At 62.0% G+C, this 21,065-nt stretch carries 21 protein-coding genes; 6 read left to right on the forward strand and 15 right to left on the reverse strand.

The window, feature by feature from the left end:
* Positions 1 to 220: 220 nt before the first annotated feature.
* The 6 genes from GNZ12_RS38575 to GNZ12_RS38600 all read right to left on the reverse strand — a co-directional run bounded on the left by GNZ12_RS38575 (position 221) and on the right by GNZ12_RS38600 (position 4,496).
* Positions 221 to 1,141 carry an MBL fold metallo-hydrolase gene (locus GNZ12_RS38575; RefSeq protein ID WP_172309549.1) on the reverse strand — a complete coding sequence of 307 codons (921 nt, stop codon included), beginning with the start codon at positions 1,139 to 1,141 and terminating at the stop codon, positions 221 to 223.
* Positions 1,138 to 1,623, reverse strand: a complete 486-nt coding sequence (locus GNZ12_RS38580; RefSeq protein ID WP_172309548.1) for a MaoC family dehydratase — start codon at positions 1,621 to 1,623, stop codon at positions 1,138 to 1,140. Before GNZ12_RS38580 ends, GNZ12_RS38575 begins: the two co-directional genes overlap by 4 nt.
* A complete protein-coding gene (locus GNZ12_RS38585) occupies positions 1,620 to 1,856 on the reverse strand; it encodes a DUF1289 domain-containing protein (protein ID WP_172309547.1) in 237 nt (78 codons plus the stop codon). Before GNZ12_RS38585 ends, GNZ12_RS38580 begins: the two co-directional genes overlap by 4 nt.
* A gap of 4 nt (positions 1,857 to 1,860) precedes the next feature.
* A complete protein-coding gene (locus tag GNZ12_RS38590; RefSeq protein WP_172309546.1) occupies positions 1,861 to 2,382 on the reverse strand; it encodes a YbaK/EbsC family protein in 522 nt (173 codons plus the stop codon).
* A 41-nt stretch (positions 2,383 to 2,423) separates the two neighbouring features.
* A complete protein-coding gene (locus GNZ12_RS38595; protein WP_172309545.1) occupies positions 2,424 to 3,350 on the reverse strand; it encodes a hydroxymethylglutaryl-CoA lyase in 927 nt (308 codons plus the stop codon).
* Positions 3,351 to 3,554: 204 nt separating this feature from the next.
* The gene (locus GNZ12_RS38600) at positions 3,555 to 4,496 is read right to left on the reverse strand and encodes a 2-hydroxyacid dehydrogenase (RefSeq protein ID WP_172309544.1); all 942 of its coding nucleotides are present in this window, start codon (positions 4,494 to 4,496) and stop codon (positions 3,555 to 3,557) included.
* Positions 4,497 to 4,812: 316 nt separating this feature from the next.
* Between GNZ12_RS38600 and GNZ12_RS38605 the strand changes: the two genes are divergently transcribed.
* Complete coding sequence (locus GNZ12_RS38605; RefSeq protein WP_172309543.1) at positions 4,813 to 5,415, forward strand: RBBP9/YdeN family alpha/beta hydrolase; 603 nt, start codon at positions 4,813 to 4,815, stop codon at positions 5,413 to 5,415.
* Positions 5,416 to 5,587: 172 nt separating this feature from the next.
* Positions 5,588 to 6,613: a sulfate ABC transporter substrate-binding protein gene (locus GNZ12_RS38610; RefSeq protein ID WP_172309542.1), complete on the forward strand. Its 1,026-nt coding sequence runs from the start codon at positions 5,588 to 5,590 to the stop codon at positions 6,611 to 6,613.
* Between the two features lie 147 nt (positions 6,614 to 6,760).
* Here GNZ12_RS38610 and bioB read toward each other — a convergent pair whose 3' ends face one another.
* From bioB to GNZ12_RS38650, 8 genes are all read right to left on the reverse strand, one after another.
* A complete protein-coding gene (gene bioB, locus GNZ12_RS38615) occupies positions 6,761 to 7,840 on the reverse strand; it encodes a biotin synthase BioB (protein WP_172309541.1) in 1,080 nt (359 codons plus the stop codon).
* Between the two features lie 34 nt (positions 7,841 to 7,874).
* Entirely contained in the window at positions 7,875 to 8,606 is a 732-nt protein-coding gene (gene bioD / locus GNZ12_RS38620) for a dethiobiotin synthase (protein WP_172309540.1), read from the reverse strand.
* A complete protein-coding gene (gene bioF, locus GNZ12_RS38625; RefSeq protein ID WP_172309539.1) occupies positions 8,603 to 9,787 on the reverse strand; it encodes an 8-amino-7-oxononanoate synthase in 1,185 nt (394 codons plus the stop codon). Before bioF ends, bioD begins: the two co-directional genes overlap by 4 nt.
* Positions 9,787 to 11,136 carry an adenosylmethionine--8-amino-7-oxononanoate transaminase gene (bioA, locus tag GNZ12_RS38630; protein ID WP_172309538.1) on the reverse strand — a complete coding sequence of 450 codons (1,350 nt, stop codon included), beginning with the start codon at positions 11,134 to 11,136 and terminating at the stop codon, positions 9,787 to 9,789. Before bioA ends, bioF begins: the two co-directional genes overlap by 1 nt.
* 1,259 nt (positions 11,137 to 12,395) lie before the next feature.
* Positions 12,396 to 13,124 carry a PqiC family protein gene (locus GNZ12_RS38635; RefSeq protein ID WP_172317514.1) on the reverse strand — a complete coding sequence of 243 codons (729 nt, stop codon included), beginning with the start codon at positions 13,122 to 13,124 and terminating at the stop codon, positions 12,396 to 12,398.
* Positions 13,121 to 14,779, reverse strand: a complete 1,659-nt coding sequence (locus GNZ12_RS38640) for a PqiB family protein (RefSeq protein WP_172317516.1) — start codon at positions 14,777 to 14,779, stop codon at positions 13,121 to 13,123. The genes GNZ12_RS38635 and GNZ12_RS38640 overlap by 4 nt, the downstream gene beginning before the upstream one ends.
* The gene (locus GNZ12_RS38645) at positions 14,772 to 15,422 is read right to left on the reverse strand and encodes a paraquat-inducible protein A (protein WP_172317518.1); all 651 of its coding nucleotides are present in this window, start codon (positions 15,420 to 15,422) and stop codon (positions 14,772 to 14,774) included. Before GNZ12_RS38645 ends, GNZ12_RS38640 begins: the two co-directional genes overlap by 8 nt.
* A 7-nt stretch (positions 15,423 to 15,429) precedes the next feature.
* Positions 15,430 to 16,185 (reverse strand): paraquat-inducible protein A, encoded by a 756-nt coding sequence (locus tag GNZ12_RS38650; protein ID WP_172317520.1) that lies wholly within the window; start codon positions 16,183 to 16,185, stop codon positions 15,430 to 15,432.
* A gap of 422 nt (positions 16,186 to 16,607) precedes the next feature.
* On the opposite strand from GNZ12_RS38650, the gene GNZ12_RS38655 reads away from it, so the two are divergent.
* From GNZ12_RS38655 to GNZ12_RS38670, 4 genes are all read left to right on the forward strand, one after another.
* The gene (locus GNZ12_RS38655) at positions 16,608 to 17,165 is read left to right on the forward strand and encodes a cytochrome b (RefSeq protein WP_172317522.1); all 558 of its coding nucleotides are present in this window, start codon (positions 16,608 to 16,610) and stop codon (positions 17,163 to 17,165) included.
* A gap of 8 nt (positions 17,166 to 17,173) precedes the next feature.
* Complete coding sequence (locus GNZ12_RS38660; RefSeq protein WP_172317524.1) at positions 17,174 to 17,737, forward strand: YceI family protein; 564 nt, start codon at positions 17,174 to 17,176, stop codon at positions 17,735 to 17,737.
* A gap of 66 nt (positions 17,738 to 17,803) precedes the next feature.
* Positions 17,804 to 18,385, forward strand: coding sequence for a YceI family protein (locus GNZ12_RS38665; RefSeq protein ID WP_172317526.1), 582 nt, complete (start codon positions 17,804 to 17,806; stop codon positions 18,383 to 18,385).
* Positions 18,386 to 18,673: 288 nt separating this feature from the next.
* Positions 18,674 to 19,951: an MFS transporter gene (locus tag GNZ12_RS38670; RefSeq protein WP_172317528.1), complete on the forward strand. Its 1,278-nt coding sequence runs from the start codon at positions 18,674 to 18,676 to the stop codon at positions 19,949 to 19,951.
* Between the two features lie 162 nt (positions 19,952 to 20,113).
* Here the strand turns inward: GNZ12_RS38670 and secF are convergent, their stop codons facing one another.
* A complete protein-coding gene (gene secF, locus GNZ12_RS38675) occupies positions 20,114 to 21,064 on the reverse strand; it encodes a protein translocase subunit SecF (protein WP_172317530.1) in 951 nt (316 codons plus the stop codon).
* Position 21,065 lies beyond the last annotated feature (1 nt).

Genomic DNA, 21,065 nt, shown 5'->3' on the forward strand with positions numbered 1-21,065 from the left:
GGCCTGTATACAGGTTTAAAAGGCAGCGTCAAGCTTTTGTAGGGAAACCACTGATGCGGTCAAAAAACCGGTGCGCGTATCATTCACCCCGACGCTGATCACGTCCGACAGAATTTCCGCCGCTCGCCTTGATGGTCGAGCGGTTTTCTTTTTGTGGCGACGCTTTAGGTGTTGTGCGTGTCGTACGCCGCTTGCCACCCGACCGCCTGCGCGGCGCGCGTCAAGCCTGGCGTGCGACGACGCGCTCGCCATCGATCTCCAATGGCCCGGTTTTGGCCGCCAACTCCTCCACGATCGTGTGCACCAAGGTGGACCATTCGCCTCGCGGCTTGAGCATCGCGGCGGCGGCGTGCATCGCGGCGGCATCGTCGAGCATCTGAAGCAACGTGTTGAAGCTCATCGCGCGGACTTCGAGCAGCTTGAATACAATCAACACCTTCAGCGCATTCTTCGCATTACGCGCCGGATCGGCGCGTAGCCACGCGACGCGTGAAAACGCCCGCTCAAGCGCCTGCTCGACATTCGTGAAGGGCGAGCCATGGCCGGGAATCACGAGCCGGACGTCGAGCTTCGCAATGGCTTCGAGCACCGCCTGCTCCTCGGCGAAACCGCTTTCACCTTCCAACTCGGGAAAGATCACACCGAAACCGTTTTCCCACAGCGCGTCCGCGCTGATCAGGATGCGTTCGTCCTCGCAATACAGCATCAACGAATGCGGATCGTGACCCGGAGCGCCGAGCACTTGCCAATCGAGCGCGCCGAGCCGCAGCTGCGCGCCGGGCGAGATCGTCTCAGTGAAGGTGAAACGCTCGCAGCGCTGGCCGGTGGCGCGAAACGTCAGACGCGTTTCGTCCCAATGGCGTACCGCGTCGGCCTCGGATGCGGGAATCGCGGTACGGCACGGCCACGCCGACTGCAATAGCGCGTTGCCGCCGCAGTGATCCGAATGCAGATGTGTGTTGACGATCAGATCTAGCGGTCGCGCGCCGAGCGATTGCAGCACCAGCGCGACGGTTTGTGGCGCATGCGTCGCGTAACCGGTATCGACGAGGGCGGCACACGTGTCGTCGACCAGCAGCACGTTGTTCGACGACAGCCAGCCGCGTTCGAAGACTCGGATCGATTCTGGTAGCGTGATCATGGTGCGCTTGTGTCCGCGTTAGTGTCCGCGTTTGAATTCGCCGATGCTTCGGGTTTCGGCATCACCAGGATTGTCGAGGTGCCGGTCAACATCGTCTCGCCGCGCTGATTTACCACGCTTCCCTCCAGATGCGTCAGATCGCCGTTCAGACTTGGCTTCCAGTACGCGTTGCGCACACGCCAGGTGATCGTCAGCGTATCGTTCGCATGGACCGCTTTCTTCAGCTTGATATCGAACTCGAGTCCGAGCGGCTGCGCGTAGGTCGAAAAATGCGTCGCCAGGAGCGACATGAAATACGCGGTCGGTTGCGTGCCGGATGCGATCAAACCCCCGAAGCGGCTTTGCGCGGCATAGGTGTCGTCGTGATGCAGCGGGTTGAAGTCGTTGACGAGCGTGGCGAACGATTTCACCGATTCCGCCGATAGCGCCAATGTCGAGCTGAACGTCTCGCCGATCGTCACGATGCGCGGCGCGGCGTTCATCGCTGCGCCTTCGCCGGGTTCGCCTGTTTTGCCATGAACTCAGCGTGGCGTTCCTCGATTGCATCCCAGACGGCGCGCTTCGCGTCGTCGTCGAACGACGACCAGCCGGCGATCTCGTCGATCGTGCGCAAGCAGCCTTCGCACCAGCCGGTCGAGGCGTCCATCTTGCACACGCTGATGCAGGGTGACGGCACGGCAGCCTCGTCGTCTTCGTTATCGATGCCCGCTGTCATAGCTTCACGCCGTCTCGCGCAGCGCCACGTCGACCACCGGTGCACCCGTCAACGCAATCAGTTCCTGCGCCGTCAGATTGAACACCGCATGCGGATGGCCCGCGGCGGCCCACAGGCTGTCGAGTTCCAGCAGATCGGCATCGATCAGCGTGATCGGTTTCGTGGCGTGACCGATCGGGCACACGCCGCCGATCGCATAACCGGTTTTCTCGCGCACGAACTTCGCATCCGCGCGGCCGATCTCGCCGACTTGCGCCGCGACCTTCTTTTCGTCGACGCGATTCGCGCCGCTCGCGACCACCAGTACCGGGACATCGTCTTTGCGGCGGCGAAACAGGATCGATTTGGCGATCTGCGCAACCGAGCAGCCGAGACCAGCTGCCGCTTCCGCGGAAGTCTTGCCGGTTTCCGGCAGCATTACGATTCGTCCCGCGTGGCCGCGTTCACGCAACAACTGGGCGACGCGGCGCGCGGAGTCAGGCAAGGCGGCGAGATCGTCGGAATCGAGAGAAGCGTGGTCCGTCATCGTTTCAGGTCCTCAAATATTGGCAGGATGAGCGGCGACCGTCAGACGCAGTCGCCTTGTTCGCTGCGTGCTTTGGCGAGCAGTGCCTTGCCGGCGCGCGAGACGTTAGGCTTGCCGATCGATGTCGAAATGAAATCGCCGATCGCCACGACTTGCGCGAGATCGATGCCGGTCTCGATGCCGAGGCCATTCATCAGATACAGCACATCCTCGGTCGCTACGTTGCCGGTCGCGCCCTTCGCATACGGACAGCCGCCGAGCCCTGACACGGAGGCGTGGTAAATCTCGATGCCTTCCTGCAACGCGGCGTAGATATTCGCGAGCGCCTGACCGTAGGTGTCGTGAAAGTGCCCCGACAGACGTTCGCGCGGAAACACCCGGGTGACCGCCTCGAAGACTTCGCGCGTGCGCTTCGGCGTGCCGACGCCGATCGTGTCCGCAATATCGATCTCATCGCAGCCCAGGGCCGCGAAACGCTCCACCACATCGACCACCGAGGCCACCGGCACCTCGCCTTGATACGGACAACCAAGCGCACACGACACGCTGCCGCGAATTCGCAAGCCATGTTCCTTCGCAGCCTGCGCGACGGGCGCGAATCGATCGATGCTTTCCGCGATGCTGCAATTGATGTTCTTCTGCGAGAACGCTTCGCTGGCCGCGCCGAAGATCACGATCTCGTCCGCGCGCGCCGCGAGCGCGCCCTCGAAACCGCGCAGATTCGGCGTCAGCACCGAGTAGATCGTGCCGGCGCGGCGCTCGATGCCGGCCATGACGTCGGCGCCGTCGGCCATCTGCGGCACCCATTTCGGCGACACAAACGACGCCGCTTCGACGTTACGGAACCCCGCTGCCGACAAGCGGTTGATCAAGTCGATCTTGACGGCGGTGGGGACGAATTCCTTCTCGTTCTGCAGTCCGTCACGCGGACCGACTTCGACGATTTTGACGCTTTGGGGCAAGGCCATGATGTCTCTCCTGTGTCGACCGGAGTTTGCGCTTTAGCGCTTACTCCGGTCCCATGCAAAGCTGTCCATCGGAGTTTGCGCTTTAGCGCGTTACTCCGGTCCCACGCAATGAGCCCGCGCGTGGCGGCGCTCCTTCAGTTGCTCAGTTTGATTCGGTGGCGGTGTTCAAAACCCGTGCTCGATGTCTGTGTTCAGTATCCGCGCTCAGTATCCACGTTCAATATCGACCACGCCGCTTACCGCTTCGCCGCGCATCAGCGCCGACATTTTCTGTGCGACCTGCGCGACGCTCTCTTCGCGCAACGTGAGCGCGGACATGTGCGGCGTGATCGTGATGCGCGGCTCCTGCCAGAACAGATGATCGGGCGGCAGCGGTTCTTCACGGAATACGTCGAGCGTCGCGGCGGCGAGCTGGCCGCTAGCGAGCGCTTCGAGCAGATCCTGTTCGACCAGATGGCCGCCGCGTGCGACGTTGATCAGATACGCACCCTTCGCGAGCTTCGAGAAGGTGTGCTGGTTCAGCACGTCGCCCGTATCCGGCGTATGCGGCAGCAGATTCACCAGCACTTTCACGCCGTCGAGAAACGCGTCGAACTGTGCAACGCCAGCAAATGTCGTGATGCCATCGATTTGCCGCGCACTGCGGCTATATCCGCGCACCGGCATTCCAAACGCCGCGACCGCTTGCGCGACATGCGCGCCGAGCACACCAAGCCCGAGCACGCCGACGGTGAAGGTCTCGCGTGGGTGCGGATCGAGCACTTCCCAGCGGCGTTCGCTTTGCAGCGTCTGGTATTCGTCGAAACGGCGCAGGTAGCGCAGCACGGCATGCGTCACGTACTCGGCCATTTGCAGGGCCATGCCGGTGTCTTCGAGCCGGATCAACTGGGCGCTGCGCGGCAACGTGCCGGGTTGCTCGTGTTCGAGCGCGAGGATTGCATCGACGCCCGCGCCGAGATTGAAGATCGCACGCAGGCCGTCGCGGCTGGCCAGCATCTCGCGCGGCGGGCGCCACACGACCGCGAAATCGGCTGGTTCGGTGTCGCCCGTCTGCCATTCGCGCAGTTCGGCTTCCGGCAGCACGCGGGCGAAGTCGTGAAGCCACGCGGTGGCGTCGGCATGCGGCATGTAGAAGAGGATTTTCATACGGTCCGGAAGGCGCGCGCGTTGTCGAGTCGGATGACGGGAGAGGCCCGATAGAACGGCTGCAACGCCCGTGGCGCTTCAGACGACGTTTGCGGCATGGGGCCTCCTCCTTTTATGGATAGGCTTCATTCTACTTTTTCGACGCGAATCGCGCGCGTTTGCGCACGGGCGTGCGGTTTAGGCCTGAGCCTCTGGCTCGGCCGGGCGAAGCGATCGGCCGTGCATTTGCCCCATAAACAAAGCACAAAAACTTGGTTCGCCCTTGCGGCGCCCGGCGGGACAATCACTGTCCGGATTCCGGCAGCGAGGGACTGACATGCTTTCATGCACCAAATCGACATGGCCGCCGCGGCTCGTTACCGTTCCCGGCCTGCACGGCAGCGAGGGCGCGCACTGGCAAACATGGCTCGAACGGCAATTCGCACGCTCGTTGCGCGTCGAACAGGCCGACTGGGATGCCCCGGACGTCGCTGTCTGGGCGAGGTCGCTGCGCGATCTGCTCGCGCGCGAACGTGGGCCGTTCGTGCTGGCCGCCCATAGCTTCGGTTGCCTTGCGACCGCGCATGCACTGCAGCAGGCGTCGTATGCGAACGATGTCGTCGGCGTGCTGTTCGTCGCGCCCGCGAGCCCGGAGAAATTCGCTTTCGCCGGACCGTTCGACGCGCGGCGTCTCGGCGTGCCGTCGATTCTGATCGGCAGTGAAACCGACCCGTGGATGCCGCTCGCCGGTTCACGCGATCTCGCGCAGCGTTTCGGCAGCGCGTTCGTGAATCTCGGCGACGCGGGACACATCAACACCGCGGCGGGATTCGGCCCGTGGCCGCGTGCCAAATATTTCGTCGACACGCTGGTGCATTGCGCGGCGCCGCTGCGCTTTCGCGAGGAGGCGTTCGAGGTCGCGCAGCACGCGTTCGTTTGAGTGTTTCACCCGGCGTTTGGGCATCAATCGCAGTGCGGGCGATCAAGTAACCAGACACATAGCTGAGCGCGTAATCGAATGTGAGTGAACAAGTAAGCAATCCGTTAGAATCCCGCTTCACGCCGCTCGTTTGTGCGGCCACAGATTTTCATCATCGATAGGCGGGGACAGGATGGCAGGCAAGGCGGGGACATCGCGCTGGCTGGCAGCCGGCATGACGGCAATGACGCTCGCGCTCGGCGGCATCTCGACGGCACACGCAGACACGTCGCTGCTCAATGTGTCGTACGACGTGACGCGCGAACTGTACAAGGACATCAACGCCGGCTTCGCCACGGCATACAAGCAGAAGAGCGGCGAGACCGTGTCGATTCGCCAGTCGCATGGCGCGTCGAGCGCGCAGGCGCTGTCGGTGTTGCAAGGGCTGCAGGCTGACGTCGTGACGATGAACCAGCCGAACGACATCGACCTGCTCGCCGAAAAGGGCCAACTGGTACCCGCCAACTGGCGCGCGCGTCTGCCGGACGACAGCGCTCCGTACACCACGACGATGGTGTTCCTCGTGCGCAAGGGCAATCCGAAGCACATCAAGGACTGGGACGACCTCGCCAAACCCGGCGTGCAAGTGGTGATCGCCAATCCGAAGACCTCGGGTAACGGCCGCTACACGTATCTGGCTGCATGGGGTTATCGCAAGCAACACGGCGGCACCGATGCCCAGGCGCTCGACTTCGAAAAGGCGATCTTTAAGAACGTGCCGGTGCTCGATACGGGCGGCCGCGGTGCGACGACGACTTTCACGCAACGCGGTATCGGTGACGTGCTGGTGACGTTCGAAAACGAAGTGTCGTTGATCGACACGGGTGTGGGCGCGGGCAATTTCGAAGCGGTATATCCGTCGGTGAGCTTGCTGGCCGCACCGCCGGTGTCGCTCGTCGACAAGGTGGTCGACAAGCGCGGCACGCGCAAGGAAGCGCAGGCGTATCTCGACTATCTATGGTCGCCGGCCGCGCAGGAAATCATTGCGCAGCATCATCTGCGTCCGCGCGATAAGAACGTGCTCGCGAAGCACGCGGCTGAGTTCAAGCCGATCAAGACCTTCACCGTCGAAGAGATGTTCGGCAACTGGCAGAAAGCGCAGCAAACGCATTTCTCCGACGGTGGGACGTTCGATCAGATCATCGTGGATAAGAAGTAAAGCGCTGCCTTAGAAGTAGAAAGGCCGCCTCGTTTCTGAACGGCACTCTAAAAAGTTGGACATTCGTCCAACGATTCGGGTGCAGCGCATTTCCGAGGCGGCCTTTTTTATTGCGCGTACTTGCTACGCTGCTGAACGTCCGGTTCTTTAGTTCGGCGCAGCGTGCTTATCGCAGCTATGCTCGCAACCGCTTTGATCCAGCGGCATCTGCTGCGCCGCTTCCGCGCGAATACCGAGGCGTTCGAGCAGCTTGCGGTCTGCTTCCGCTTGCGGGTTGCTGGTAGTCAGCAACTGATCGCCGTAGAAAATCGAGTTCGCGCCGGCGAGGAAGCACAAGGCCTGCAACGCTTCGTCCATCTGTTCGCGACCTGCCGACAGACGCACCATCGCGCGCGGCATGGTGATGCGTGCAACTGCAATCGTACGGACGAATTCGAACGGATCGATCGCTTCGGTGCCGGTTAGCGGCGTGCCTTCCACTTGGACCAGGTTGTTGATGGGCACTGATTCCGGATACGGCTCCATGTTCGCCAGTTGCGCGATCAGGCCGGCGCGCTCACGGCGCGATTCGCCCAGACCGACAATACCGCCGCAGCACACGTTGATGCCCGCATCGCGCACGCGTTCCAGCGTGTCGAGACGGTCCTGATACGTGCGCGTCGAAATGATCTGGCCGTAGAACTCCGGCGACGTATCGAGGTTGTGGTTGTAGTAGTCGAGGCCCGCTTCGCGCAGACCTTGTGCCTGATGTGTTTCCAGCATGCCGAGCGTCACGCAGGTCTCGAGGCCCATCGCCTTCACGCCGCGGATCATGTCCTTGATCGGTTCGAGGTGACGGTCCTTCGGATTGCGCCACGCCGCGCCCATGCAGAAACGCGTCGCGCCGTTTTCCTTGGCGACCTTAGCGGCAGCCAATACTTCATCGACCGGCATCAGCTTGTCGGCTTGCAGGCCGGTGTCGTGATGCACCGACTGCGGACAGTACGCGCAATCTTCTTCACAACCGCCGGTCTTGATCGACAGAAGCGTCGACAGTTGCACGGTGTTGGCGTCGAAATGTTCGCGATGAGTTTGCTGCGCGCGGAACATCAGGTCGTTGAACGGCAGTTCGTACAACGCGACGATGTCTGCGACGCGCCACTTGGCCATCGGCTTGGTACCTGCTGCTGCGTTGTTGTTGGCGGCGGCCGTGTCGGCTGGCGTCGGAGCGATGTTCAGTTGCGTCATGTCGTCAATCCTCATGGATGGATGTAATGGGTGTTCAGCGCTGCGTGTGACGCAGCGTCTGCAGGAGTCGGTTGATGTCGAGTTGATCCGCCGCGAGTTCGGGCGAAGCCGGTTTCAAATGCGGCACGATGCCGAGCAAGGGGGCGTCGTGTTCGCGCGCAAGATGCTCGCGAATCGAGGCGATGTTTTCGTCGGGGAACGTCATGTCCGGATCGACGCGGTTGGCCACCCAACCCGCAAGCGTCAGCCCACGCGCGGCGATGGCTTCGGCGGTGAGCAGCGCGTGGCTGATGCAACCGAGGCGCATGCCGACCACCAGCACGACTGGCAGCTTCAGCGCGACGGCGAGATCGGCGGTGTCCTGCGTGGCGGTCAGCGGCACGCGAAAGCCGCCGACGCCTTCAACCACAACGATGTCGGCTTGCTTCAGAGCTTGCGTGTGGCAATCGACGATATGGTCGAGATCGAACGTGACGTTTTCCAGCGCGGCGGCGATGTGCGGCGCGGCTGGTTCTTTCAGCAGATACGGCGTGCGAATTGCCGGCGGCAGCAACACGCTCGACGCGGCATCGAGTTGATCGGCGTCTTCGTTATGCAACACGCCGTTCATCTCGAACGCGCCCGCGGCGATCGGCTTCATCGCGGCGGCTTGCAGGCCTTCGCGGACGAAACCGCGCAAAAGCGCCGAGGATACAAAGGTCTTGCCGATTTCCGTATCGGTGCCGGTGACGAATAGAGACAGCGCGCTTTGACTCGAGCTACTCATGCCGCCTTCGCCCCGAGTTGTTGCAAGCCCGCTTCGAGCCGGTCCAGATCCGCTTGCGAATGCGCGGCAGAAAGCGAAATGCGCAGCCGCGACGTACCAGTGGGGACGGTCGGCGGACGGATCGCCGGTACCCAGAGACCCGCACGGTCGAGCGTGGCGGCGATGTCGAGTGTGGCTTCGTTCGCGCCGATGATCAGCGGTTGCACGGCGGTGTGCGAATCGACCGGCAGCCATGGCGTCGCTTTTAGCATTGCGCGCGTGCGTTCGATCAGTTGCTGGAGATGGGCGCGCCGCGCGTCACCTTCGTCGCCGCCGATGATGCGCAGACTCGCCGACACCGCATGCGCCGCCGCCGGCACCGACGCGGTCGTGAAAATGTACGGTCGCGCGCGCTGCACGAGCCATTCGATCACGGTCTCATGCGCGACGACGAATGCGCCCGATACGCCTGCCGCTTTACCGAGCGTGCCGATCGAAATCAGATTCGGCGAGCGCAATGCGGCCTGGGCGATTGCGCCGCGGCCTTGCGGGCCGAGCACGCCGAAACCGTGCGCGTCGTCGACGATCAGCCATGCGCCATGCTGTTCCGCGAGTTCGAGCAGACGCGGCAGGGGCGCGATATCGCCGTCCATACTGAATACCGTATCGGAGACGATCACTTTGACTTCGGCGTCCGAGGCCTCGAGCATCGCGCTCAACGCTTCCGTATCGCAGTGCGGATAGATCTGCACTTCAGCGCGAGACAAACGCGCGCCGTCGATCAGCGACGCGTGATTCAGCGCATCGGAGAAGAGCGTCGTGCCGCGGCCTGCGAGCGCGGTGAGCGTCGCGAGATTCGCCATGTAGCCGGTGCTGAAGTAGAGCGCGCGCGCATTGTCGACGAAGCCGCCAGCGAATTCAGCCAGATCGTCCTCGAGCTGCGCATGCGCGCGCGAGTGGCCGCCTAGCAGATGCGAACCGCCGCTGCCGGCGCCGTAGCGCTGCGCACCTTCGGCGATGGCGGCGATCAGTTGCGGATGCGCGGCAAGGCCCAGATAGTCGTTACTTGCGAAGCCGATGATCGCGCGGCCGTCGACCGTCATGTGCGCGGCGCACGGCGTGTCGGCGATACGGCGACGGCGGCGCAGACCGCGCGCGTCGATTTCCTTGAGGCCTTCTGTGAGTGTGTCGAGCAGGTGCATTAGCGGGTCTCCGCGAGCGTTGCTTCGAAGGTGTCGCGAGTGCGCGAGGCGAGCAGCGCGATTTCTTCGTCGTCCAGGATGTAGGGGGGCATCAGATAGACCGTCGTCGAAATCGGACGCAGCAGCAGTTCGCGCTGCAACGCGTTTTCGAAGAAGCGGCGCGAGAATGTTTTGGCTTGCTGAGCGTCGTCGATCACTGCATCGAACGCGAAGATCGTGCCGCACTGACGCAGATTGCGCACCTGCTTATGTTCGGCGAGCGGCGCGAGCGCGGCCTTCAGCTTCGCGGATTTCTGCATGTTGACGGCGAGCACGTTGTCGCTTGCGAAGAGATCGAGCGTGGCGAGCGCTGCGCGGCACGCGAGCGGATTGCCCGTGTACGAATGCGAGTGCAGGAAGCCACGCGCGGTATCGTCGTGATAGAAGGCTTCGAAAATTTCATCGCGCGACAGCACGATCGAGAGCGGCAGATAGCCGCCGCTGATGCCTTTCGACAGACACAGGAAGTCCGGCCAGATGCCGGCTTGTTCGCACGCGAAGAACGTACCCGTGCGACCGCAACCTACGGCGATTTCATCGGCGATCAGATGCACGCCGTACTGATCGCAGAGCGCGCGCAATCCGGCGATATACGACGGATCGTGCATCGCCATGCCGGCCGCGCATTGCACGAGCGGCTCGACGATCAGCGCGGAGATTTTCGAGGCGCGTGCTTCGAACAACGAGCGAACTTGATCGAGTGCGCGGCGCGACACATCGACTGCGCTTTCACCTGGTTGCGCGAGGCGCGCATCGGGCGATGCAACGACATGTGCGTTGCGGATCAGCGGATCGTAGGCGTCTTTGAAGAGCGCGACATCGGTGACGCCGAGCGCGCCGATGGTTTCGCCGTGATAGCTGTTGGCGACGCAGACGAATTCCTGCTTGTCGGCGAAGCCGCGATTGCGCCACGAGTGGAAGCTCATCTTCAACGCGATTTCGACGGCGGATGCGCCATCGGACGCGAAGAACGCGTGGCCGAGCGTGTTGTTCGTGAGTGCGCCAAGACGCTCCGCGAGTTCGATGGCTGGCTCGTGTGTGCAGCCGGCGAGCATGGCGTGTTCGAGCGTGTCGAGCTGGTCTTTCAACGCTGCATTGATACGAGGATTGGCATGACCAAACAGGTTGACCCACCAGGAGCTGATCGCGTCCAGATACCGGTTGTTCGCGCGATCGTAGAGCCACGCGCCCTGGCCTCGTGCGACCGGGATCAGCGGCAGGCGCTCGTGGTGTTTCATCTGGGTGCAGGGGTGCCAGACGGCACGCAGGCTGCGGGTGATCCAGTCTTCAGGAGATGCTGACTTTTCCAAAGGGGTACTCCGAGGTGCTTTTTGCCGTTGCACGGCTGGCTTTTTTAGGGCCATTTCATTCGCGCTGCGGGTTTTTCTTTGCGCTGCGCGCGGCCTTGGGGAGGCGTGAGGGATCGAGATTAGCGGTTTATTTCGCGCTGTGCACTAGGGGTTGGGGTGGTGGTTTTTGCCTGCGGCGCTGGGGTTTGCAGCTGTTCGATGCAGGTCGTTTCAGTTTTGTTCGGAAGGTCGCTGATCGACGGAGTTGACGACGACAAAGTAGTTGGACCTTATGGGCGGGAATTTGGGGTTTAAGGTGCGGATTTGCCTCCGGCGGTGGGGGTGCTTGTTTTTTTGCCTGCTCGGCGGTTGTTCTTCTGTATGCCTGCGGCGTTGGGCTTTGCTTTTTTGCCTTCGCGGCGCTTTTGTCTGTGCGCCTGCGGCGTTGGCCTTTCCTTGATTTGATATTGGTTTATTAGCGTCGCCCCTGTGCGGGGCGGGCACTTACTTCTCTTTGCCGGCCGCAAAGAGAAGTAAGCAAGAGAAAGCGGCTCAAACCGCCAATTCTTAAGCGGGTCCCCCGCGCAGTCGCGGCAGTGGTGCATCTGGAATCCTTGCCCTCGCACATTCAACGTTCGTGACAAAGGAGTCATCAGCTCCCACTCCGCACTGCGTGCGCCGCGGATGGGTCTGCCAGGGAAACCCGGGGCTTCGTTCATGGGCGGTGGGAGCCATCGGCTTCGCCTCGGCGAAGCGCCTCTGCACTCATGGGCGAGCCCCACTTCAACAGAAATCTCGATCTGTCCCACTCGCACTCGCAGTGGCGATGCAATGACGAGTTACGGTGCAGGGCAAAACACGACAACCCAAACGCAGCGGGCGGTTTTAAGAATTGATCTTCGGCGCGCGCAGCGCCACCGGAAGTATGACTGCTTTGTCACTCGCGCCGAATGTGCGAGGGCACAGATTCCAGATGCACCGCTACCGTGGCTGTGCGAGGGACCCGCTTAAAAATTAGCGGTTTGAGCCGCTTTCTTTTGCTTACTTTTCTTTGCGGCAGGCAAAGAAAAGTAGGTGCCCGCCCCGCACAGGGGCGACGCTAATAATCCAATATCAAATCAAGGAAAGGCCAACGCCGTAGGCACACAGACAAAGCACCGCAAAGGCAACCAAATCAGAAAGGCCAACACGGCGAGGCCGCCACCGAAAGCCCACCATTGAAACATCACCCCCGCGGAGCGACCTAAACCAACCAGGCGCCCGCAGGCAAAAAACCTTCATCAACTACCTGCGGCAGCTGCCGCAACAGCAGCTGGACATGCCGGCACCGCAAAGCCTACCCCTTTCCCGGCGGAGCCACCCTTAGGCGCAACAGAGGCCATAGCCTGCACAGCACTAGCCACCTGCCCAGCAATCCGCTGCAACGCGGCCCGATGCCCACTAACAAGCGCATCATAGCCACCGCTAACCGGCTCACTCACGACACTCCGACAGGTCATCACAGCAGTACTACGTACAGCCCTCACACTCCAAACCGCATCGATCAACGCATGCGACCCCGGCCATGACTCGAACCGCTGCACATTCATACTCACCCGGTACACCGGCGTCGTATCCGAATACGCAGTCCCATACACATCGATCGTGCCCAACTGCTGCGTCAGACTGGTCGACAACGCACGACGAATCTCGTCACCCGGCAACGAAGCCCAACGCTCATCTTCGAGCACCTTGACCTGCGTCGGTCCCGTCTGCACCACAAGCTGATTCTTCGCCACTTGCGGCGGTACATCGATCGGCGCGACTTCGATCAGCCACGCCGGCGCAGCCGACGTCCGGGCGCTAACCGGCACCGCGGAGCCGGCAGCCGTACCATCCGCGCCAAGCGTATAAAAGCGGCTGCTCGGCGACGAACACGCTGCCATCGCCACCAGTCCGGCCAGAGCGCCGACATAAACAGCGCCGCGCACAAGCCCGCGCGGCGGGCGGGGGAGCCGGGCAAACATCATGGTTTATCTCCTGGTTTACCGCGCAATAACGATTCCGGATGACGCTCCAGATAATCCGACAGCGCATTCAGCGACTGCAACGTGCGTGTCAGTTCCTGCAACGCCTGATGAACATCCGACTGCAACGGCGAGTCCTGCTGCAACGTCGCCTCGGCTGAACCAAAGGTCTGCTTCGCCGCGGCCAGGGTGTCGCGCGCCTCCGGCACGACTTCCTTGTCGAGTCGCGTGAACAGTTGGTCGGCATTCTTCAACGCGCTGTTCAGGTTCGAACCGATCTGATCGAACGGCACCTTGTCGAGCTTCCTCGCAATGTCGGCAACCTGCACCTGCAGTTCGTCGAGCGAGTTCGGAATGGTCGGCAACTCGAGCGGATCGCCCGTGACGTCCACCGTGGCCGGCGGCGCTTTCGGGAAGATATCGAGCGCTACGTACAACTGGCTCGTAATCAGATTGCCGGTGCGCAACTGGCCGCGCAGACCATGCTTGACGAGTTGTTGCAGCAAGACCTGACCCGCCATAGTGCCTGGCGTCGGCGCGGTTTCGCGGAAACGCTTGCCGAGGCGGTCCGGGTACAGGTTCATCGTCACCGGCATCGTGAAGCTGCGCGTCTTCGGATCGTAGTCGATGCCGATGTTGGTCACCTGGCCTAGCACGATGCCGCGGAAATCGACCGTCGCGCCGACCGACAGCCCACGCAGCGACTGATTGAAGTTCATGACCACACGCAACGGCACGCCGTCCGGTTCGCGCATCGCGTCCTGTTCATCCGAGCCGAGGCGGAACGTCATGTTGTTCGGCGCTTGCGCGCCCACGCCCTGACCCGGCGGCGACTGGAACGACAAGCCGCCGACGATCACCGTCGCAAGCGACTGCGTATTCAGCTTGAAGCCGCTCGAGTCGAGCCGCAAGTCGACGCCGCTCGCATGCCACCAGCGCGAATTGGTGCCAACGTATTGGTCGAATGGTGCCGATACGAATACCTGCATCGTCACGCCGGTACCGTCCTTGTCGAGCGAGAAGCCGACCACCTGGCCGACCTGCACGCGCCGGTAGAAAATCGGCGAGCCGATGTCGATCGAGCCGAGCGAATCGCCATGCAGGATGAACTGGTGGCCTTTCTGATCGCCCGTAATCGGCGGCGGCGTTTCGAGGCCGACGAAGTTTCTCTCGCTGTCCGGAGAATGGCCGGCGTCCGCGCCGATGTACGCACCCGAGAGCAGCGTAGTCAGTCCGGACACGCCGCTCGCGCCGACGCGTGGGCGCACGACCCAGAAGCGCGAATCCTTGACCGCGAAGTCTTCGCCTTCCTTGGTCAACTGCACCTGAACCAGCACGTGCGACAGATCCTTCGACAGCGTGATGGTCTTCACCGAGCCGACGTCGACGTCCTTGTACTTGACCTTGGTCTTGCCGGGCTCGAGGCCTTCGGCGCTGTTGAACGTGATGGTGATGGTCGGGCCTCGTTCGGTCACCGACTTGACCACGAGCGCGATGCCGATCAGCGCGGCGATCAGCGGAATCACCCAGACGAGCGAGGGCAGCCAGCGGCTGCGCGGCTCGATGTCGGGGTCTGGCAGTTGGGGCGGCAGCTTGGGTCCGTTCGAATCGTTGCGCGGCGCATCGGAGGCGGGCGTCGGTCCTTGCGGGCTAGTCATGGTCGAGGTCCTGAGGTTTTTGAGTGCTGCCTTCCACGTTGTCCCAGATGAGCCGTGGATCGAATTGCATGGATGCCATCATCGTCAGAATCACCACCGAGCCGAAGGCGATTGCGCCCGGGCCGGCCGTGATCACAGCAAGCGATTTGAACCGGACCAGCGCGACGGTCAGTGTGACGACGAACACGTCGAGCATCGACCAGCGCCCGATCTTTTCGACCATCCGATAGAGCGTGGTGCGCTGATCCGGCCGCCAGCGCGAGCGGCGCTGCGCGGTGGCGGTGAGCAGCACCAGCACACTGAGCTTGAGCATCGGCACCATGATGCTGGCGATGAACACGATCACGGCCAATGGCCAGTCACCCGAGGTCCAGAAGTACACGACACCGCTCATGATGGTGTCGTCTTCCGAACCGAGCAGCGACGACGTATGCATCACCGGCAACAGATTCGCGGGAATATACAGCAAGGCCGCGGCAATCAGCAGCGCCCACGTGCGCATCAGGCTATCGGGGCTGCGCGAGTGAAGGATCGCGCCGCATCGCCCGCAATGCTGCGGCGTGACGGAGCGGATACGCGGCTCGACACGTCCGCACGCATGGCAAGCGACCAGACCCGCGCGCTTCGCGGTCAAGTATTTCATCGTGCGCTCATCCCTGATGCGGCGCCGGCGGCACGCCCGGCGGCAATGCGGATTGCGCTGCGCCTTGCACTTCAGGCGGCGGGGGTGGCCCGGCAAGGGAACTGGCGGCAGCCTCGGCACTGTCCGCGGAGGTCCGCGGCAGCGGTTTCTGGTTGCGCTCGTTCATTTCGTCGGCGAGGTCCCACAGCACGCGCGGATCGAACGTGAGGACCACTGCGATCATGAGCGTCAGCACACCGAACGCGAATAGTGCCGCTTCGGGAATCACGCGCGCGAGACTTACCATCTTCACGATGGTGATCAGCACGCCGAGCATGAACACTTCGATCATGCCCCACGGCCGCACGAATTGAATGGCGCGCAACACGCGGTTGAAGGCGGGCGGCACGTAGCCGGCGCGCAGGGGGATCAGCACGTAGAGCAGCGCGACCAGCTCGGTCAGCGGGAACAGAATGGTCGAACAGAACACCATGACCGCAACGATCTGCATGTCCTCACCCCACAGTGCGACGAGCGCGCCGAACAGCGTGGTTTGCGAGGTGATGCCGCTGGTTTCGAGTTCGACGATCGGGAAAGCCTGGGCGATCACGAAGGTGATCAGCGCGGCCAGCGTCATCGCACAGATACTGTCGAGCTTGCGGGAGACACCACGATAGAGCGTCGCGCCGCAACGGGGACAGCATGCGACCACCCGCCCGACAAGCCGGGGCTTGCTGAACAGCGCATCGCATTCATGGCACGCGATCAGGTTGTCATGTTCCATACGGCAGAAGGGCTAACGACGTGAGGGGAGGCGTGCAATGCCGGTTTTAGAGCAGGGTCGGAGAAAGCGTGAAGCAATAGTACCAAACGCGCTTCGCCGCTGGGCCGGCCATTGAACCCGGTGCAACCGGTGAGCCAGGCGGCGTCGTGAACAAGACAAGACTAGTCTTACACAAAAATGCTTACTTCTGACACTCTCCGGCCCCAATTGTTCAATACCTTTCTGGACACGGGAAAATTTTCCGCCTGGCTGCATTCCGGGTCGACAGAGCCAGCTTTTTCCGCTTGCGGTAGCATGGCGGCCTTGGCGTGTGCCGCAGCCACTACGCTTTCTATCGAGTCGCACAATGCAACATGCATGGGCAGCGTGGAATAGCAGGGCCGGCTGCGCCGTTAACTTCTCTTAGCTTGCGCTGACCTGTCATGGCAAATCCTTCTTTCGGTGGCCGCGAGTCGTACACGCGGACTGCCATCGCCTTTCACTGGCTGATCGCGCTGCTGATCGTGTGCGGCTTCGCGCTCGGTTGGGTGATGACTGACATCCCAGGCTTCACGCCCACCAAGCTGCGCTACTTTTCGTACCACAAGTGGATCGGCGTGACGGTGTTCGCGCTCGCCGTGCTGCGCATTCTGTGGCGCGCCACCCACGCGGGTCCGCCGATGCCGCGCCGCATGCCGGCCTGGCAGCGCGGCGCCGCGCATCTCACGCATCTGCTGCTCTACGTGCTGATGATCGTGATTCCCGTCTCCGGCTATCTGTATAGCTCGGCGGCCAACGTACCGGTGGTCTACCTCGGTCTGATTCCGCTGCCGCGCCTGATCGCACCGGACCCGCATCTCAAGGAACTGCTGAAGAACGTGCATATCGCGTTGAATTACACATTGCTCGTGCTGGTCGCGCTGCATGTCGCGGCGGCGCTCAAGCATCAATGGCTGGACCGCGACGGCCTGCTGTCGCGCATGCTCCCTTTCATCAAATAAGGATAACCATGAAAGTTTCGTTTTATCGCTACATGCTCGCCGCAGTCGCGGCAGCCTCGCTGACTGCGGCCGGCAGTGCGCTCGCGCAGGTCGACGTCGCCAAGAGCTCGGTGACGGCAACGTCGAAGCAGATGAACGTGCCGGTGGAAGGCAAGTTCGGTAAATTCACCGCTCAGGTGACGTTCGATCCGGCAAAACCGGCCGACGGCAATGCGCAGTTCAGCATCGACGTCGGCAGTTACGACCTCGGCGACGAAAGCTACAACGACCAGGTGCGCGGCAAGGACTGGTTCGACGCGAAGACCTATCCGACTGCAACCTTCGTGTCGAGCGCGATTGCGCCGGCCGGCAGTAATCAGTTCAAGGTTACTGGCAAGCTGACCATCAAGGGTAAATCGCAGACCGTCGTGGTGCCGGTCACGGTCACCCAGCAGGGCGCGACCCAGACGTTCGACGGGTCACTGCCGATCAAGCGTTCGCAATTCGACATCGGCACCGGCGAATGGAAAGACACCTCGGTGGTCGCCGATGAGGTGGTGATCAAGTTTCATATCGTTGCAGCACGCAAGTGACGTTCGCCGCGCGCTTTGGGCGCAGCCGCTTTCCTGCAGGAATTGCAGAAACATAAGGAGCATGAATTGAAAACATCCCTATTGATCGCCGTCGGCGCATTGGCTTCTTCTTTCTCGCTCGGCGCGTTGGCCGCAGCGGACACCTATCAGCTCGACCCGACCCACACGTATCCGAGCTTCGAGGCGGATCACTTGGGCGGCCTCTCGGTGTGGCGCGGTAAGTTCGTCAAGAGCTCCGGCACGGTCACGCTCGACCGTGCGGCGAAAACCGGCACGGTGGACGTCTCGGTTGACCCGGCTTCGGTGGAAACGGGCAACACCAAGCTCGACGACCATCTGAAGACGGACACGTTCTTCGACGTGACCAAGTATCCGTCGGTGACCTACAAAGGGACCGATATCAAGTTCGACGGCGACAAGCCGGTCGAAGTGATCGGCAGCCTGACGATCCGCGGCGTGACCAAGCCGCTGAACCTGACGATCGAATCGTTCAAGTGCATGCAGCACCCGGTGCTCAAGCGCGAAGTGTGTGGCGTGGAAGCGAGCGCGCATTTCAACCGCAACGATTACGGCATGGACTTCGGCGCGAAGTACGGCTTCAATATGGATACCAAGCTGCATATTCAAGCTGAAGGTATCAAGCAATAAGCGCTTCAACGAGCCTGTTGCGTATTCGTATTTGATGCCACGCGTGGCGCGGCCGTTGCGCCGCAACAAAAAACCGCTTCGTTCGCTTTTGCGATGAAGCGGTTTTTTATTGCCTGTTTGAAGCGCCGGAAGCCCTATGCCGTGGCCATTGCCTATTTGCCGCTCGCCTCGCTTTATTTTTTCAGGTACATAGAGCGCTGACGCCGTATTGGTTGTGCGCGCATCCAGTTCGGCAGAGTCAGGGCGCAAAGCCTACATTAATAATATTCGCGCGCATTGGAGATCTGCATGAATGCAACGACAGCGGCAAGCCTGGCGGGAAGCCGGCGCAATTCGTGGCGCGCGGTGGTCGCCGCCTCGATCGGCAACGCGCTGGAATGGTTCGATCTTGTGGTGTACGGGTTTTTCGCGGTCATCATCGCGAAGCTGTTTTTCCCGGCGGGTAACGATACGGTCTCGCTGCTGCTGACGCTCGGCACGTTCGGCGTGTCGTTCTTCATGCGGCCGCTCGGCGCGATCGTGATCGGCGCTTACGCCGACCGCGCCGGACGCAAAGCGGCGCTCACCTTGTCGATCCTGCTGATGATGTGCGGCACGCTGATCATTGCGGTTCTGCCGACGTATCAGAGCATCGGCATTGCCGCGCCTGTGATTCTCGTGTTGGCGCGTCTCATGCAAGGCTTTTCGGCAGGCGGCGAGTTCGGCAGTGCCACGGCTTTTCTCGCGGAACACGTACCGGGGCGGCGTGGTTTCTTCGCGAGCTGGCAGGTCGCGAGCCAAGGGCTCACCACGCTGCTCGCGGCCGGCTTCGGCGTGCTGCTGACGGGCAAGCTGTCGCCGGAGCAGATGGCCTCGTGGGGCTGGCGCGTGCCGTTCTTCTTTGGTCTTCTGATCGGGCCGGTTGCGTGGTACATCCGCACCAAACTCGATGAAACGCCTGAGTTCCTCGCGGCTGAGCAAACCACCACGCCGCTGCGCGATACCTTCACCAGCCAGAAGCTGCGCCTGCTTATTGCGATCGGCGTGGTGGTGCTCGGTACGGTGTCGACCTACCTGGTGCTGTTCATGCCGACGTACGGCGTGAAGCAGTTGGGGCTGGCACCGTCGGTCGCATTCGCAGCGATTGCGCTGACCGGCTTGATTCAGATGGTGTTTTCGCCGCTGATCGGGCATCTGTCGGACCGCCACGGGCGCACCACGATCATGCTGATATCGGCGTTGCTGCTTCTCGTGCTGATCAATCCGGCGTTCGTGTATCTGGTCGCGCATCCGACCTTTGGCACGCTGATTGTGCTGCAGATCGTGTTCGGCTTTCTGATGACCGGCTACTTCGCGGCGCTGCCGGGCTTGCTCTCCGAGATGTTTCCGGTGCAGACGCGTACGACCGGCATGTCGCTGGCCTATAACATCGCCGTGACGATCTTCGGCGGCTTCGGGCCGTTCATCATCGCGTGGCTGATCAGCTTCACGGGGTCGAAGGCCGCGCCGAGCTACTACATGATTTTTGCCGCGGCCATCAGCCTGGTGGCGCTGATGGCCGCGCGGCGCAAGCTCGGGTTCCGCTAACGCGTTGCCGCATTGTCCTGCTGTGCCTGCTGCGCGGCAGGGCTCGGCGAGCGTGTAGGGCGCGCGGACAGCAAGATAGAACAGCGCGGCAAAGGCGGTAAACGTAAAAGGCCGGTTCGAGAGAACCGGCCTTTTGCATTGCGAGGTCTGACTACAGCAAGCTCAAACTTGCGCGCCTGCGTTCGGATCGTCCGGATCGGTGCGTTCCTTCTTGTCCTTCACCAGATCTTCACGCTTCACGCCGAGCCACATGGCGAGTGCCGCCGCGACGAACACCGACGAATAGATGCCGAACAGAATACCGACCGTCAGCGCCAACGCGAAGTAGTGCAGCGTCGGGCCACCGAACAGGAACATCGACAGCACCATCATCTGCGTACAGCCGTGGGTGATGATGGTTCGCGACATCGTGCTGGTGATCGCGTGGTTGATCACCTCGATCACGGTCATCTTGCGTTCGCGGCGGAAGGTCTCGCGAATCCGGTCGAAAATAACGACGGATTCGTTCACCGAATAGCCTAGCACCGCAAGCACCGCCGCCAGCACCGACAGTGAGAACTCCCACTGGAAGAACGCGAAGAAGCCGAGAATGATGATCACGTCGTGCAAGTTCGCGATCACGCCGGCCACGGCGTACTTCCATTCGAAGCGGAACGACAGGTAGATCACAATGCCGATCACCACGCACGCCAGCGCCATCAGGCCGTCGGTAGCGAGTTCCTTGCCGACCTGCGGGCCGACGAACTCGACGCGTTGCAACTGCACCTGCGGATCTTGCCCCTTCAGTGCGCCCATCACCTGGTCGCTCTGTTGCGCCGAGGTATAGCCTTGCTTGAGCGGCAGACGGATCAGCACGTCGCGCGAGGTGCCGAAGTTCTGCACTTGCGCGTCAGGATAGCCGAGCTTGTTGAGCGTGCCGCGCACCGGTTCGAGCGGCGCGGCACCTGGATACTGCACCTCGACGACGGTACCGCCAGTGAATTCCACCGACAGATGCAGCCCGCGATGCAGCAGGAAAAACACAGCAGCGGCGAACGTCAGCAGCGAGATGGCGTTGAAAATCAACGCATGCCGCATGAACGGAATGTCTTTGCGAAAACGGAAAAATTCCATG

It is taken from the genome of Paraburkholderia solitsugae (assembly GCF_013177695.1).
Lineage (GTDB): Bacteria > Pseudomonadota > Gammaproteobacteria > Burkholderiales > Burkholderiaceae > Paraburkholderia > Paraburkholderia solitsugae.

Coding starts and splice junctions, on each gene's coding strand:
- GNZ12_RS38575 (WP_172309549.1), bottom strand. CDS start 1,141: ATGATCACGCTACCAGAATCGATCCGAGTCTTCGAACGCGGCTGGCTG.
- GNZ12_RS38580 (WP_172309548.1), bottom strand. CDS start 1,623: ATGAACGCCGCGCCGCGCATCGTGACGATCGGCGAGACGTTCAGCTCG.
- GNZ12_RS38585 (WP_172309547.1), bottom strand. CDS start 1,856: ATGACAGCGGGCATCGATAACGAAGACGACGAGGCTGCCGTGCCGTCA.
- GNZ12_RS38590 (WP_172309546.1), bottom strand. CDS start 2,382: ATGACGGACCACGCTTCTCTCGATTCCGACGATCTCGCCGCCTTGCCT.
- GNZ12_RS38595 (WP_172309545.1), bottom strand. CDS start 3,350: ATGGCCTTGCCCCAAAGCGTCAAAATCGTCGAAGTCGGTCCGCGTGAC.
- GNZ12_RS38600 (WP_172309544.1), bottom strand. CDS start 4,496: ATGAAAATCCTCTTCTACATGCCGCATGCCGACGCCACCGCGTGGCTT.
- GNZ12_RS38605 (WP_172309543.1), top strand. CDS start 4,813: ATGCTTTCATGCACCAAATCGACATGGCCGCCGCGGCTCGTTACCGTT.
- GNZ12_RS38610 (WP_172309542.1), top strand. CDS start 5,588: ATGGCAGGCAAGGCGGGGACATCGCGCTGGCTGGCAGCCGGCATGACG.
- bioB (WP_172309541.1), bottom strand. CDS start 7,840: ATGACGCAACTGAACATCGCTCCGACGCCAGCCGACACGGCCGCCGCC.
- bioD (WP_172309540.1), bottom strand. CDS start 8,606: ATGAGTAGCTCGAGTCAAAGCGCGCTGTCTCTATTCGTCACCGGCACC.
- bioF (WP_172309539.1), bottom strand. CDS start 9,787: ATGCACCTGCTCGACACACTCACAGAAGGCCTCAAGGAAATCGACGCG.
- GNZ12_RS38635 (WP_172317514.1), bottom strand. CDS start 13,124: ATGATGTTTGCCCGGCTCCCCCGCCCGCCGCGCGGGCTTGTGCGCGGC.
- GNZ12_RS38640 (WP_172317516.1), bottom strand. CDS start 14,779: ATGACTAGCCCGCAAGGACCGACGCCCGCCTCCGATGCGCCGCGCAAC.
- GNZ12_RS38645 (WP_172317518.1), bottom strand. CDS start 15,422: ATGAAATACTTGACCGCGAAGCGCGCGGGTCTGGTCGCTTGCCATGCG.
- GNZ12_RS38650 (WP_172317520.1), bottom strand. CDS start 16,185: ATGGAACATGACAACCTGATCGCGTGCCATGAATGCGATGCGCTGTTC.
- GNZ12_RS38655 (WP_172317522.1), top strand. CDS start 16,608: ATGGCAAATCCTTCTTTCGGTGGCCGCGAGTCGTACACGCGGACTGCC.
- GNZ12_RS38660 (WP_172317524.1), top strand. CDS start 17,174: ATGAAAGTTTCGTTTTATCGCTACATGCTCGCCGCAGTCGCGGCAGCC.
- GNZ12_RS38670 (WP_172317528.1), top strand. CDS start 18,674: ATGAATGCAACGACAGCGGCAAGCCTGGCGGGAAGCCGGCGCAATTCG.
- secF (WP_172317530.1), bottom strand. CDS start 21,064: ATGGAATTTTTCCGTTTTCGCAAAGACATTCCGTTCATGCGGCATGCG.